Annotated in this window: 15 protein-coding genes; 8 read left to right on the forward strand and 7 right to left on the reverse strand. The window is 48.0% G+C overall.

All coding sequences use genetic code 11. The features are described 5' to 3' along the window. Positions 1-21: 21 nt before the first annotated feature. Positions 22-477, reverse strand: a complete 456-nt coding sequence (locus AAC022_RS22585; RefSeq protein ID WP_339734724.1) for a hypothetical protein — start codon at positions 475-477, stop codon at positions 22-24. 407 nt (positions 478-884) lie between these two features. Between AAC022_RS22585 and AAC022_RS22590 the strand changes: the two genes are divergently transcribed. Together AAC022_RS22590 and AAC022_RS22595 are read left to right on the forward strand one after the other, a co-directional pair. Beyond that, positions 885-1,229, forward strand: coding sequence for an FHA domain-containing protein (locus AAC022_RS22590; RefSeq protein WP_339734726.1), 345 nt, complete (start codon positions 885-887; stop codon positions 1,227-1,229). A gap of 138 nt (positions 1,230-1,367) precedes the next feature. Then, positions 1,368-1,880, forward strand: a complete 513-nt coding sequence (locus tag AAC022_RS22595) for an NUDIX domain-containing protein (protein WP_339734728.1) — start codon at positions 1,368-1,370, stop codon at positions 1,878-1,880. 113 nt (positions 1,881-1,993) lie between these two features. On the opposite strand, the gene AAC022_RS22600 is transcribed toward AAC022_RS22595, so the two are convergent. Continuing rightward, positions 1,994-4,879 (reverse strand): response regulator, encoded by a 2,886-nt coding sequence (locus tag AAC022_RS22600; RefSeq protein WP_339734730.1) that lies wholly within the window; start codon positions 4,877-4,879, stop codon positions 1,994-1,996. 464 nt (positions 4,880-5,343) lie between these two features. Here AAC022_RS22600 and AAC022_RS22605 point away from each other — a divergent pair, with 464 nt between their 5' ends. After that, the gene (locus AAC022_RS22605; RefSeq protein WP_339734732.1) at positions 5,344-5,685 is read left to right on the forward strand and encodes a hypothetical protein; all 342 of its coding nucleotides are present in this window, start codon (positions 5,344-5,346) and stop codon (positions 5,683-5,685) included. Between the two features lie 7 nt (positions 5,686-5,692). Then, complete coding sequence (locus tag AAC022_RS22610) at positions 5,693-6,013, forward strand: DUF971 domain-containing protein (RefSeq protein WP_339734734.1); 321 nt, start codon at positions 5,693-5,695, stop codon at positions 6,011-6,013. Between the two features lie 36 nt (positions 6,014-6,049). Here the strand turns inward: AAC022_RS22610 and AAC022_RS22615 are convergent, their stop codons facing one another. The 4 genes from AAC022_RS22615 to AAC022_RS22630 all read right to left on the reverse strand — a co-directional run bounded on the left by AAC022_RS22615 (position 6,050) and on the right by AAC022_RS22630 (position 10,151). Beyond that, the gene (locus AAC022_RS22615; protein WP_339734736.1) at positions 6,050-7,093 is read right to left on the reverse strand and encodes a hypothetical protein; all 1,044 of its coding nucleotides are present in this window, start codon (positions 7,091-7,093) and stop codon (positions 6,050-6,052) included. A 42-nt stretch (positions 7,094-7,135) separates the two neighbouring features. Continuing rightward, the gene (locus tag AAC022_RS22620; protein ID WP_339734738.1) at positions 7,136-7,462 is read right to left on the reverse strand and encodes a hypothetical protein; all 327 of its coding nucleotides are present in this window, start codon (positions 7,460-7,462) and stop codon (positions 7,136-7,138) included. A gap of 184 nt (positions 7,463-7,646) precedes the next feature. Further along, on the reverse strand, positions 7,647-8,516 hold the full coding sequence (locus AAC022_RS22625) for an SMP-30/gluconolactonase/LRE family protein (RefSeq protein WP_339734740.1): 870 nt from the start codon (positions 8,514-8,516) through the stop codon (positions 7,647-7,649). Positions 8,517-9,680: 1,164 nt separating this feature from the next. Then, positions 9,681-10,151 carry an anthrone oxygenase family protein gene (locus AAC022_RS22630; protein WP_339734742.1) on the reverse strand — a complete coding sequence of 157 codons (471 nt, stop codon included), beginning with the start codon at positions 10,149-10,151 and terminating at the stop codon, positions 9,681-9,683. Positions 10,152-10,418: 267 nt separating this feature from the next. On the opposite strand from AAC022_RS22630, the gene AAC022_RS22635 reads away from it, so the two are divergent. Beyond that, positions 10,419-10,760, forward strand: a complete 342-nt coding sequence (locus AAC022_RS22635; RefSeq protein WP_339734744.1) for a hypothetical protein — start codon at positions 10,419-10,421, stop codon at positions 10,758-10,760. A gap of 56 nt (positions 10,761-10,816) precedes the next feature. After that, entirely contained in the window at positions 10,817-11,452 is a 636-nt protein-coding gene (locus AAC022_RS22640; RefSeq protein ID WP_339734746.1) for a hypothetical protein, read from the forward strand. Positions 11,453-11,667: 215 nt separating this feature from the next. Here the strand turns inward: AAC022_RS22640 and AAC022_RS22645 are convergent, their stop codons facing one another. Continuing rightward, positions 11,668-11,835, reverse strand: a complete 168-nt coding sequence (locus AAC022_RS22645) for a hypothetical protein (RefSeq protein WP_339734747.1) — start codon at positions 11,833-11,835, stop codon at positions 11,668-11,670. A gap of 194 nt (positions 11,836-12,029) precedes the next feature. Between AAC022_RS22645 and AAC022_RS22650 the strand changes: the two genes are divergently transcribed. After that, entirely contained in the window at positions 12,030-12,575 is a 546-nt protein-coding gene (locus AAC022_RS22650; protein WP_339734748.1) for a hypothetical protein, read from the forward strand. 119 nt (positions 12,576-12,694) lie between these two features. Beyond that, positions 12,695-12,943 carry a hypothetical protein gene (locus tag AAC022_RS22655; RefSeq protein ID WP_339734749.1) on the forward strand — a complete coding sequence of 83 codons (249 nt, stop codon included), beginning with the start codon at positions 12,695-12,697 and terminating at the stop codon, positions 12,941-12,943. The last annotated feature ends 230 nt before the right edge of the window (positions 12,944-13,173 follow it).

Below are 13,173 nucleotides of genomic sequence, written 5' to 3' on the forward strand. Positions count from 1 at the left end.
TTTGAGAGAATCAATTCGATGTCAGGAGAGACGACCATCGAGGTTGGCTTTGTGGAACAGTGCGCGAAACAGGCCGGCAATGGGAAAGTCGTCTGCGGTTGTGCCCTCTTCAATATCCTGTTCGTTGACCCAGCGATTACGGAGGTCGGCGTCCAATATTTTACGAGCCGAACTTTTGAGAGCCTGGAAGTCGAACAGTTCAATAATATAATGTTCAGAGGGGTGCTCAGTTGATGGTTTGTCGCTGAATGCCAGATGTGCCTGTGGATCTTGTGAGATGATAAAGTCCTCAAAAGGGACTAATTCGAATGTCTTTTCGATTTCAGAAATTAGGCAATGCTGGAAGGTTTCATAAGGTTTTTTTTTGGCCCCGGGCAGCATGAATTCCTGGCGTTCATAGTTCCAGTGTGCCAGCCAGTGGACTTTTTGATCGAGGGTGGTTTGAAACAGAATAAACGAACCAACAAAGTTGCCCATCGTAGAAGATTACCTTTCTCGATCACGAGATTCTCTGACTCTAAAGGAAACAAAATGGCCTGATAAAATTTTACCACTAAGGAAGTTACTACCGGTACTATTTTCTGGGAATTACGAAACATCGCCAGAGAAATCCGGCTGAATTCCCAGATTCCACGTTCATTAGGAAATCAATGATTTCCCGTATTCTGAGGGAAATTCAGATTTTGCGATCTTTTTCAGGTTTCCCATTGCATGGTGCAAACAGTATTAGTAGAATTACACATAAGCATTCACGTATGTGAATTTATGTCCTGCAGTTATTTACCCTCACTTGGTCCTACCCCCATTTGGCCTACCCCAGCCGCAGATGTTGACAAATCACCACACTGATTTAACTTCTGCTCGAGAGTGAAAAGGTTCCTTCCATGAAAATTCATCTTATCAGTGATCATCCTGATCTACCAGATATTGAAGTTTGTGTTGATGAGTTACCTGTAGTGCTTGGGAGAAGTAACTGCTGTGAACTGCGGATCCTGGATCCAATGTTGAGTCGTCAACAATGTGAATTGACGTTCCATAATAATGCCGTCCGCGTGCGTGATCTGGAATCGACCAATGGAACGATTGTGAATTCCGCGAGTGTGAATGAAGCGCCCCTGTATCCTGGTGATGTCATCACGATCGGCATGGCCAATTACGTTGTCAGCTATTACGACGACGAAGGGCAGGAAAATTTCGAAGAAAGTTATTTCTCCGAGAATTCGATTTAGTTTTCTGCTATCCTGCTTTTGTTGTGCAGTGATTTAGATTGAAATAATCAGGCTTCCTGCTGTTTGAACAAAAGTAACACTGTGCCAGAGTAGCCGTTTTTCTGTCGGTCTTCTATTTACTCTGCGCGAAGTAAGTTGATGGCGATGAAATCAGAAGAACTGTTTGATGTGGTCGATGAACACGACCAGGTTTTAGAACAACTGCCCCGCTCTGTCGTGCATGCGCGAAAATTGCTGCATCGGGCCGCAAATGTATTTGTCTTCAATTCTGCGGGGGCATTATTACTGCAGTTTCGCTCAGTCACCAAAGATGAGTACCCCCACTGTTATACTTCTTCCGCGTCCGGTCATCTGAGTGCCGGCGAGGATTATCTGGAGTCAGCTGAACGGGAGATGCTGGAAGAGATCGGAATTGGGACCCCGTTGGAATGGCTGGAGAAATTTCCCGGGACCCCTCACAACGCGAATGAGCATACCGTTCTGTTTCGCACGTTCTCCGATGGGCCTTTCACGTTTGATCCTGAAGAGATTGAACGAGGCGAGTTTTTCGAACTGTCTGTCATAGACCAGATGTTACACGAAAACGAACAGCAGTTTACTCCGCCGTTTCGACAACTCTATCGCTGGTATCGAGCGAATCTTGGCGAGTGACTCCACTTTTCTGAAGTGATGTGGTGCTAAGGTTCCAGCCTAAAAGTAATCAGGCTGCAGGCTCGGGGCGGATTAAGTTTCCGGAGTCCCACTGCATTTGAGCCATCAGTATTTCAAATATTGTTGGCTTTGATTAGCTGGATTTCATCTCGAAGCATTGGCAAGCCATTCAGGCAGCGTTCCATTTCTGCTGAAAGAGTATGTATCAGCGATTCGATTCCTCCCAGGTCTTCTACATGGCTTGCCTGTTCGATCTCTGCAGAGAGTTGTTGCAGAGACGTCGCGCAAAGTACGCCACTTGCTCCTTTGAGTGAATGTGCTGCATGAGTGATCGCACTGGCATCTTGCTCTGCGGCTTTTTGCCGAATTTCCTCGATTCGCGACCGGCCCGTCGATTCGAATTCATGCAAAAGTGAACTGACAAGTTCCAGGCTGCCAAAACAACGATCCAACAGTGTCTTGGCATCAATTGACGCTAAATCTGTTGAATCAGGGTCGCTCTTACTTTCTGCCTCTGTCATTTTTGTTTTCTCCGAGTTCTCTTGTGGGTTAGTCAGTTGCTGTTTGAATACGTTGATAATCTGCTCTTTTTGTACCGGTTTGCTGAGATAGTCGTCCATGCCTGCCTTCAGGCATTGTTCGCGGTCGCCTTTGATGGCGTTGGCCGTCAGTGCCACGATAGGGAGATGTCCTTTGAGTGTCCCCTCAGATTCTAATTGTCTGATTCGCTGAGTGGCCTCCAAACCATCCAGTTCGGGCATCTGGCAGTCCATCAATACCAGATCATATTTTTTCTGCCGAACGCGTTGGAGCGCTTCGTGACCGTTGTTAGCGATATCGCATGTATGGCCCAGTTGTTTTATCAATTCTGTAACGTAAATCTGATTGATGTTGTTGTCTTCTGCGACCAAAATATGGCTGGATGTCAGATTGGCCTTAGCTGCGACAAACGTATTGTCACCAGCAATATATGGGATTTGTTTGTTCTGGTTCTCGTTGAACAGTCCGCAGAGAAGATCATACAGGGAGTACCTCTGGATTGGCTTGCTGAGAGTGGCATCGATATTGTAATCGTGCAATTCACGGGGACTGAGATCAATACATGTCGAGCCAGATACGAGAACAATTATAAGGGATTGATCTTTCAGTTCCCGGGCCAAATCCAAACCATTTTGTTGTGGCATGATGAAGTCTGTTAAGACCAGGTCAAATGGTGTGTTGTTGGTATTCGCAAATTCGACAGCAGCCAATGCCTCATCGACCGAAGCCGCTGTGACAGATTCAAGGTCCCATTCAGTTACATATTTCTGCAGGATTTTCTGATTAGCAAGATTGTCATCGACAATCAGACAGCGTTTTCCTGCAAGCGGCTTGATGTTAGTAAGCGTTGTCTCTGATTCAGCCATGATCGTAAAAGGGATTTCAAACCAGAATGTCGAGCCAGCTCCCAGTTCGCTTTCGATTCCAATCTTTCCCCCCATCAATTCCACAAGACTTTGAGAGATCGACAGGCCTAATCCTGTCCCGCCGTAGTTGCGTGTGATCGATGCATCCACTTGTGAAAAAGACTGGAACAGTTGATGGATTTTGTCTTCAGAGATACCAATTCCAGTGTCGGTGACCGAGAAGCGAACTGTGATCTGATTATCCTGTCGTGCTACTGTCTTTGTGCGGACAACCACTTCACCGATATTTGTGAACTTGATCGCGTTACCAACCAGATTCACGAGAATCTGTCGCAGTCGATAGCTGTCTCCTTTCAACACAAATCGTGAGGCAGGATCAACATAACACGGCAGCTCCAGTTTTTTTTCTGCTGCGCGCCAGGACATGGTACTGACGGTATCCATGACAAGCAGTTCTAAATCAAAATCATGACAGTCTATTTCCTGCTTTCCCGCTTCGATTTTTGAGAAATCAAGAATGTCGTTGATTAAATTAAGCAGCGACTCACCACTGTTGCGACAGGTTTTAACAAATTCATGCTGTTTGTGACTCAGATTTGTGCCTGAAAGCAGTTCCGTCATTCCGATGACACCATTGAGTGGTGTGCGGAGTTCGTGGCTCATGTTGGCAAGAAACTCACTTTTGGACTTGTTTGCAGATTCCGCGGCGCACTTGGCCTCCTGCAGTTCCAGCCATGAAGACTCCAGTTCCTGTGAGCTCGTTTCGGCCTTGCGAAACAGGATGAACATGCTGGTCAGCAGTCCGATGAAGATACAGAGGTAGCTGACTATTTTCAGGAGATGTGCATAGATAAACATGCTGTCAAATAGAGTGAAGGAGCGGGACATGACGAGGGCTTGTGAAAACAAGCCTATCATCAGAGACATGACACACCAGTACTCGAACGAATCTGATTTCCACTTGCCTTTCCTTAAGAAACCGACCAGCGCAATACCAAAAAATAGTGCTGCAATCAATTCTTCCGGTCGACCGAAAATCAGATCAGGGTAGTATGCTTTGGGAAGTGGAACGAACGCAAAGAATAAAAAACTGAGTACTGTAAGAACAGACACGAAGCCATAGACCACGGTTTCTTTGTGTTGCGCTTTTGGATTTTTGCGTTCCCACCACCAGGCCCACCAACTCAGACACATTAAAACTGATAGAAACAGACGAGAGGCGTTCCAACTCCAGGGAATTAATGAAGGAGGAGGTGACGGAAACAGGTTATGAAAATATGAACTTGTGACTAAACAATGGTAGCCGTCCAGAAATGCGGTTCCGATAAAGCCGGTTCCGATGTAAAGCAGATAATTATCTTTTCGGGTATAGAATCGAACGAGCGCGAGGACACCGATGATTAAAGACATCAATGTCGCTGCCACTTCAATCATCGTGTGCAGATCAGTATTCCCCTGCCACGTTGATTGTTCCAGTGGAATGAAGACGGCAATGAGGATGACGGCAAGAAATGTGTAGGACAGCATCTGCCATCGAGGTATGCGAAAATTCGTCTCGTCAGCAAGCTCTTGTGAGATTTCATTAGTCGGCATGTCAGTTTTATCCACTTAGGGCTTTCTCTCTTTTTTCAGCCTTGTACCAAGTTGGCTTTTACGATTTTCCATGCAGCTCTACTGCTCGATGATGGGGCTGTATAAAGCCTGATTACTGAATCATAGGTCGCTGTTTTAAAGTGTGCGTGGAGGGATAAACCTGATTCAATGGAGAACTTAAAAGAGATCTTGTTATCCATTAAATGCCACTAAGAGCGTTGGTTCAGTCTTGTTTCCGAGCATTTTCCTTAATCCGTTGGTCATGGTGATACCACTGTTGCCAGTAGAAGCCTTTTGGACTTATCATCCGTTACAATGCCGGCATTGAAATAAACGTTTGTTGAGAAATTCAGGGAACTTTTCGACTGGTCGTAACGCCAAACGGTGATCGGGACTGGTTTCTCTGATTCGGGTTTGTGAACGGATTTATTTTCACTCAACAACAGGATAAGGAGTTTTTCCTCATGCGACGTTGGACTATTCCACTGATGGTAATGTTTGTTATGATTAGTCTTCTGACGGGGATTTTACACAGTGCTCCTGAACTGGATTCATCAGAAGCGAACGTACAGGAGTTGCTGAAGCGGATCAAACAACTTGAGAAACGGGTGGCACAGCTCGAAAAGCCCCCCCTCAGGATGGTTCTCCCGCAGGCTCCTTCACAGGCTCCTCCGATGCTACTTCAGTTGCCGAGGAAAAAGGTCACTGTTGTTCCCAGACAATCTGCCATTCCGCACGGCTGGAAACGAAAACAAATCAACGGCATCGAGTATTATATTGTACTCCTCGATGCAAAAAAGAAATAAAGACTGCATGGACCTCACTCCCACTGAATTGAAACTGATTGACGAAGCAGCCCTGTTGATTGGTTGGAATGATGGTCAACGGCGTCGCTATACCTATTTGGAATTACGAAATGCCTGTCCATGTGCGGCGTGCCGTCATGAAAAAACAGCAGAAGCCGCGGACCCCATGGAACTGACTGTGCTTTCCCCCGTCGAACTACAGCCGATCAAAGTTGACCGTATGAGCCTAACGGGCAGTTACGCCTATCGCATCACCTTCAGTGATGGGCACAACACGGGCCTGTTCACATTCGAATTGCTACGGGATCTGGGCACGATTGTGGAATAAGCGGCTTTCCGCCCAAGAAGTATTTATGCTGTGCGACTATTTATCGTCAGAGTTATTGTCTGGAATAAATGCGCCGCCGCGGATCAATCTTTTCGTTCCGAAGCGGTGGTCGATGACCGATGTTTCGATGATCCCAGGTTCTCCGAGATTATTTTCTATCCGTCTGCCTTTCGGAAGTTTCATTCCCTCAACGGTGAAAATAGCTACGGGAACGGGTTGATTAATCTTAAGCCACTCGAATTTCATTTCGAGTCGTTGATGATTGAACTGACTTTCTGTTTTTAAAACGACCGGGACCCAGACATTTTCGATTTCTTTCCAGGTGATTTCACTGTTGGTAACGGGCATAGGGCCGAACATTTTTGGCGTACCCGTTTTTCGATAAGCAGAGTACTTCGTGGGAGTAAATCCGTGCCGCTCGTCAATCCAAAGTACGAGCTTGAACTCGTTTGATTTTCCGAACAGCCAGGTTACCTCGTACACGCCTTTGCGTTGTGGGATAATTCGTTCCAGCTTATAGGTTTGATACATCTGCATCACTCTTGGCAGGAACCAGCGACTGCCTGAGTGCGACATGCCGCGCATAAGTTCGAAGTCGTTGATGAGTCCGACTACGCGGACATCAAACGGCGAATAATAGCCATACGGTTTATATTCCGGTTCGTTGATCCGGACGCCGGTGTTATTGCCTTCGGTGTGAATGCTGTATTCTGGCGTTCTGATGTAGATGGAACGAGAACGCAGCGTTCGTGTTTCGCCTTTGTTTTTCAGATGTGGGGTGATCTGTTTGACATCCTGGTCGAAGCGAAACTGTTTGAACTGCTGGGAAAAGAAACAGTCTGCTTTCAGTTCAATACGTAGCTCCGCGAGGGGAGATGTCACGACGGCGTCGGCTTTGAACTCCCCCGATTTCAGCAATTCCCGCTGCTCCTGCATTCCTTGTAGTAGAGTATGCAGTAATTCCACCTGCTCAGGTATTTCGTCCCCGGTTGGTTTCTGGGCGAAAGCCGCTGGCACGTCGGCAGAGTAAAATAGACAGCCGACGACTAGTAAAACTCTGATTGTATAAAACCAATTCATACTTTCTCCTGATCTCTGATGAAGGTGCTTTGGTTTAGCATCTCATTTCTGGTGTGGTTTGGCGATGGCACTAAAGGAGTTGTTTTGATTGAAGTCCTGTTCGGTAGACGGCCCCTGTTTGCGAACGCATTTGTCTGACTTGAGGAGAAGACCGTAAACACGCTCTTCCTCGACAAGTTGCTTGCTTCTCGCTTCGGGGGTGATGGAGTCGGTACGAATGTGGTACACGAAGTCAGCCGGTTTGATGCGGGATGTTTTTGCAAGTGACGAGAAACGGACCTGTATCCCTTGTGCCCACGCCACGTCGTTCATTTCCCAAGTGGCTAATACGAATGTAAAACTGAATAGAATGGTACAGTAACGAATCATGAGATGCCCCTTTTCTGAAGAACTCGCACTCGAAACGATTTGCCTCGTTTCTTCTCTGGGTTTGTGAGTGGCGTATTCAAAAGCTTAGTATGAGTTTGAGCGTATCAGAGTGCGAGTTGGCTTTCCAGATGATTCTGACGGCGGGCAACCGATTTTCTGGAATGCGGGATAAGTTCTGTTTTTCCTAATCATCGATTGTGCCAATGAAGAGTTCTGCTTTGTTGGGACATAATAAGGAACGGTAGCTGGTTACGACAAATCGTTTTTCGTCAATAAAACAGATATTGGAAGGAGTCGGCGGATCTTGTTTCATCAGCGGCGCACGTCCAATCGGGTCCAGGTGGGCGTCCAGTGCATAGACGGCTCCTTTTTCTGCGACAAACAGCAGGCCAGTGGGACTCAGCGCCAGACCATCGACGGCATGTTTGATCTTGAAACGCTGATTGGCGATTTGTTCGCCGATGACCCCCGGGCTTTTGATCTCATACTGCAACACAGACGACGTTCCGGATTCGGCGACATACAGCGAGACCGCTTTCCCTTTTTTTATCTGCAATTCGATCCCGTTAGGCTTATCCAGTTCCAGACAGGACGTCGCCTGAGTGTCCCCACAGCTATAGTAATAGACGTGACCGCCGCGGAGGTCGGTGAAGTAGATGCCCCCCTCTTCATCCACTGCAAGATCGTTGGGGTGTCGGAACTGTTTGCCGGCCGTGGAATGTGAGATCCGTTCCTCTGTTTTGGGGGTCGGCTTATGGTGCAGGTCGAGTTCATGAAGCATGCCTTTCGGCCAGATCAGCCCCTTCCAGAGGCAGGCGATCAGTTTGCCGTTCGGAAGAAACTGCAGCCCGTTACAACAGTAGGGTGCGTAAGAGAATACTTCAACCGGTGCGACCGTGGGCTGACTGGGGTCGAATTCGTAGATTGTCCCCTGAAAGCAGTCGGTGAAATAAACCCGCGTGCCATCGGGGGAAAGCACGGGGCCTTCCAGCAGATGTTTGCCCCGCACGTCGATACTCCAGACTCGTTCAAAACTAAATTGGATGTCTTGCATGATATGTCTCCTGCTTTGTTGCTACATCGAGCATGTATTCTACTGAAATGAATCCGGTTTGAGAAACTCGCAATCAAAAATTCCTGATCAATTACATGGCCCTCAGAATCGCCAGTAGTAACTGACAACCCGCCAGAAAAGTCCCAGATTAATTCATATTGCGAGTGATTTCGTGTTTTTCGTGGTCGTATCAAATTCTCTTTTCGCTCCCGTTTGACACCAGTGCGTAAACAACCTCTCACTGCAGAAAATCCCTCTTGACCTGATCGCGCACTTCCCGAAACTGCTCCGCTGTGGGTCGCGCGCGAAAGAGCACCATCGTTTCAGGTGAAGACCGTGATTGCTCACAATATGAGCACTACAAAACCCACTGGTTTCAGCCACATTTGAAAATATCGTGCGTTTCACACAGTGTGTATCAACCCACTTCGACACACCATCGCACAACATCAGGCATGTCTCGTCTCCACTTCGCAGCATCTCAGCACCGGTTCGTGTGTCGCAAAATTCCATTTTAGCTTGACTCCCTCGTATCTCTGATGATAATCCATTTAACAGCAGAGCAATGACAACCAATACTGTTAGAATCTGGCGTCAATCTTATTAATAGAAACAATGAATCCGAATACCTGACTGTTAAAAGCAGGGGCGGTACCCTCGTGTCCGCCCGCCATTCGAGAATCCTACCAGATATCCCCCGGACGGCCTCAGATAAACAATCAGCACCGAAACAGGTGGCACGTCATTTCATTTGCTACCACGAAAGACACGAGATGTATTAGTGTGAGCGGCACGGCGCCAGGCGCCGTTTTTGATACAGCGACCCAAACCCATACCGGCAACAGGCGGCTATGAAGCATCCAGAGGTAGGGGGCGATCCACGTGTCGCCCCGCCTGTCGATGGTCGAAATTGATAAACCGTTCAAATGGAACCAACCTCACCTTGCGAATGCGGGCGCTGTCCTCAACGCCAACCCTGCGGGTCGTCACATGGGACGACCCCTACGCTGGACTTGGCTCGTTTGTTATGAGATCGAACCAGTACTGTCGGACAAGCCGACCAGTGGCACACAATCAGTTTCATTTTCGTGTGATTTCGTGTTTTTCGTGGTAGTACAAAATCTGCTGATGAGGCTGATGCGAACACAATCGCGGAGTAGAGCATCAAACGAGTGCTGCGAGAAAGAGACCGCTTGCGACCAGTGAAGCCAGCGTGCGAACATGGTTCCAAAATACCCATTTCGTCAGATACTGGTTCCAGACTTTGTGTCCCTCTGCACTATCAGGAGCGACATCAGCCAGCCTGTCATTCAGCGGCACATTAAAGAACATCGTCACGAGAAGACAGCCAATGAGATAGACGCCGGTTCCTCCCATCGCAAAGACACTGATCGGCCCCTTTAGGAGGAGTGCCAACACGCCCACGCTGACAATTCCCGTACCGAAGAACGCACCGAGAAACCAGACGTTGATCACAACAATGTTAATCGATTGCATCGCCGCGATCCCCTGCTCTGACGGCAGCCGCTTCAACGCCCCCATCACGAACGTGGAAAATGCATAAAAGACACCGGCAATTAGGGCCGAACCCAGTGTCGCCGTGATGAGTAAAACCGTTTCCAGAGTGCCGTACATCAACATTTCCCATCAGAGTTCCGCAGAACCAGTCATAAGCCCCAATCGTCGTTGATCCAAATTGTAGAACGTCGAGATCAGGCGATCAAGAAACGAACCAAGCTCTCTTTTTTCGTTCGTGTCATTTCGTGTTTTTCGTGGTAGTACAAAATCCTCTGTTCTCTTAGGTAATGAAAGCCAGCCTTGTGTTTTTGAATCTCACAGTTTACAAATGTGAGTGTGTCGCAAGTTTGATTCGATTATTAATAAGACATAGGACCAACCAGCATGAGTAATACGGGATATCTGATTGCGCTGACGGTGACTTGTATCATCGTCGCCTTTTTCCATTATTTTGGTTTTCGATCCAATCGAAAGTCGATCCGTATTTGTTTGGGGTCTGTCATCTCTCCCCAAAAAGCTTATGAACTTCATGCTTGGTGTAGTAATTCAGACGCCAGGAAATTCATCCCAAGCCGATTTAGCAAATACGGTTTTGAAGTCTTTGTGATCAGCCCTTCCCATACCAAACCGGGTGACTACACTTTCGGTGTTCGTGGAAGGCGTATCGAGAATCTGTTGGCCCAACTAGAACAAGATTCGAATTTCCAGGTCGTGGAAAAAGAATAAAATAGTTTTAGTGGGAATGGAGTATTGTTGATCAATATCAATCGGGAGAGACGAACATGGGAGCGAGTGGCTGGGTTTATTATTGTCCATATGAAGCAGATACGAACGCGGCATTACAGACATTGCGGCAGGCGGTGTTTGACCGTCGTGAATATTCATTGCCCGGCGATCTGATCGACGGGATGGATGATGCCACGCTGAACAGCGTCGCGCCGCCGACTGCGGATTTGAAGAAGCTGCTCAAGATCAGCCAGGCTCTGGATCAGGCGCTTGGCGGCCTGGGGCTTGATACGAACGAGTCCACGAAGCAGACCGGCGCTGTCGAGAAGATGATGCAAAAGATCGACAAGGCCGGCTTCGCTGCCGCCGCGCGGGAGGCTCTGAAACCAAAAGACGCACCGCCGACGACGATCGACGAACTCCTCGAACAGTGCGCCGAAGCGGGCACGCATTCGATTCTCGACATCGAAGGTGTCTCCCCTGCTCCAGAACTGGGCGCCGCTACTCCCCTCAGCGAGTCCCAACTGCAAACCCTGTTCGGCACCACCGAGCCAACAAAAACCATGATCCAGACCGCCGAACAGGACGGCAGGTTGCATGCTCTCTGCGACCGCTGGCAGGCAGTTTATTTGACGGTGTATGAGGACGGACAGCCAGTAGAGTATGTATTCGCGGGCGTGAGTGGGGATTAAAGTGAGGCATGGATCCAAGTTCAGTTCTCAATAATCTCACACAAACGGGTGCCACTGTTGGCTGGCCCAACAGTGTTGAGAGTTGACGTACAATCCGATAAAGCATTCTTGTCTTTGGGGATTACTTTGTTGCGAGTGAACGAAAGCAGAAACTTGGATCTGTGTGAATATGAGAGATCAATCCTAAACAGCGGGTGATATTTTAGTGGCCTCAATCAGGCAAGAGAACTTGGAACGCCCTCACTGCTTTTCACTGGTGGCAAGCCACCAGTGCCACCCTGCCGCGGCTTACGACTCGCTTCCGTCCCCTGCTCTTCCGCCCCCGCCAGGTCCAGAAAACCAAAAACGAGACAAGTCAGGATGAGAAAACGAAAGAGTTTCATTGGGGACCTGTCGGGGAGAGACCATGTATAGCTCGAATAAATGAACAACATCGGTGATTTTGGCTAAAAGTATGTGATTATACAAGAGTTTTGTTTAGGATCTCTGATAATATGAAAGCAGGTGACCTACAGAATCTTTTAGACGAGTTTGAATAGTGCAAACAGAAGATCGACCCATCGGTGAAGTGCAGCAGATGTTTCGTCCAAATCGGAACAATCAGATGGCCGGTTACATCATCGTCTCTTTTTTATTGGTGGGCGGTTGTTGCCTTTTATTCATGTGTGCGTTCAAGCTGAGTCGGGCGAAACAGATGCCATTGTTTGTCGAGAAAGGAGAGTCGCTGTTTTCATTAAGCATCGGTTGTGTTTTGGGGGCCGGAATGATTATTGCCAGTATCTTTCTGTTTCACTGGCTCAGGTCGATCGCCTCTTTGCGAGTGTTTCTTGGGGATGAGGGTTTTTGTGTGATTCGCGATCAGCGGGTGGAAGTCTTTACCTGGGATCAGATTGTGCTTGCAGAAGAAACGGCACTCTATGAACGCCCTCGCGTACCTGTCAACCTATTGGATGGCGAGATTCCCAAAATCAGAAGTCGAAGTTTTTGCATAGTGAGGGAGGATGGCTACAATTTTATATTCGACGCTAATCATCTCCAGAACCATGACAGATTTGCAGCTTTGGTGAAGTGGCAAATGAGAATCCGAGAGATTCCCTGGTTGATAGAAGAAGAGTATAGTTAGGGAATGGAATCGATCACTGTGATTTCGACCACGAACAACACGAACGCTCACGATAGTAATATTGTGAGCGGGACGGCGCTATCCGCCGGTAGAAACGTTCCCACCCAAAAATGAGCGGCATGGCGCCAGCCACCGTTTTTGAACCGACAACCCGACTCCAGAACCGGGTCGAGTCGATGCCTCTGATCACGAAACGTATCAGTACAAATTCTGCGCCGAGTGACAAACCGGAATTACTCGTTTCCGAATGCCGAGAGTATCGCACGGTTCCACTTTACATCGTCCACCCACAAACGGACGGCTTGCGCCGTTCCGCTCACGTGGAAACGTTTTCCGATACAAAACAAACCAATCAACGCTGCTCTTAAAATCAATATTTTTAATTGAAGCTATTATTTGAGAGCGTCAGCAAACGGTGAGCCGAACAGTATTGGGACAAGCCGACCAGTGGCACACGCCCCCGTGTTCCGAATGGGGAAACCGACTCATTTTCCACGTCCACATCAACGGGAAAACAACCCAACCAGTGAGCGGAATGGCGCTAGCCTAATGGTACTTACTTTACTTTTTTTATGTTGGATCGGCGTTTTTTTTTCGG

The organism is uncultured Gimesia sp., from assembly GCF_963976445.1.
Lineage (GTDB): Bacteria > Planctomycetota > Planctomycetia > Planctomycetales > Planctomycetaceae > Gimesia.

Bases quoted from the DNA above. Each gene is read 5' to 3' on its own strand.
- AAC022_RS22585 (WP_339734724.1), bottom strand. From the start codon at position 477: ATGGGCAACTTTGTTGGTTCGTTTATTCTGTTTCAAACCACCCTCGAT.
- AAC022_RS22590 (WP_339734726.1), top strand. From the start codon at position 885: ATGAAAATTCATCTTATCAGTGATCATCCTGATCTACCAGATATTGAA.
- AAC022_RS22595 (WP_339734728.1), top strand. From the start codon at position 1,368: ATGGCGATGAAATCAGAAGAACTGTTTGATGTGGTCGATGAACACGAC.
- AAC022_RS22600 (WP_339734730.1), bottom strand. From the start codon at position 4,879: ATGCCGACTAATGAAATCTCACAAGAGCTTGCTGACGAGACGAATTTT.
- AAC022_RS22605 (WP_339734732.1), top strand. From the start codon at position 5,344: ATGCGACGTTGGACTATTCCACTGATGGTAATGTTTGTTATGATTAGT.
- AAC022_RS22610 (WP_339734734.1), top strand. From the start codon at position 5,693: ATGGACCTCACTCCCACTGAATTGAAACTGATTGACGAAGCAGCCCTG.
- AAC022_RS22615 (WP_339734736.1), bottom strand. From the start codon at position 7,093: ATGAATTGGTTTTATACAATCAGAGTTTTACTAGTCGTCGGCTGTCTA.
- AAC022_RS22620 (WP_339734738.1), bottom strand. From the start codon at position 7,462: ATGATTCGTTACTGTACCATTCTATTCAGTTTTACATTCGTATTAGCC.
- AAC022_RS22625 (WP_339734740.1), bottom strand. From the start codon at position 8,516: ATGCAAGACATCCAATTTAGTTTTGAACGAGTCTGGAGTATCGACGTG.
- AAC022_RS22630 (WP_339734742.1), bottom strand. From the start codon at position 10,151: ATGTACGGCACTCTGGAAACGGTTTTACTCATCACGGCGACACTGGGT.
- AAC022_RS22635 (WP_339734744.1), top strand. From the start codon at position 10,419: ATGAGTAATACGGGATATCTGATTGCGCTGACGGTGACTTGTATCATC.
- AAC022_RS22640 (WP_339734746.1), top strand. From the start codon at position 10,817: ATGGGAGCGAGTGGCTGGGTTTATTATTGTCCATATGAAGCAGATACG.
- AAC022_RS22645 (WP_339734747.1), bottom strand. From the start codon at position 11,835: ATGAAACTCTTTCGTTTTCTCATCCTGACTTGTCTCGTTTTTGGTTTT.
- AAC022_RS22650 (WP_339734748.1), top strand. From the start codon at position 12,030: ATGTTTCGTCCAAATCGGAACAATCAGATGGCCGGTTACATCATCGTC.
- AAC022_RS22655 (WP_339734749.1), top strand. From the start codon at position 12,695: ATGGCGCCAGCCACCGTTTTTGAACCGACAACCCGACTCCAGAACCGG.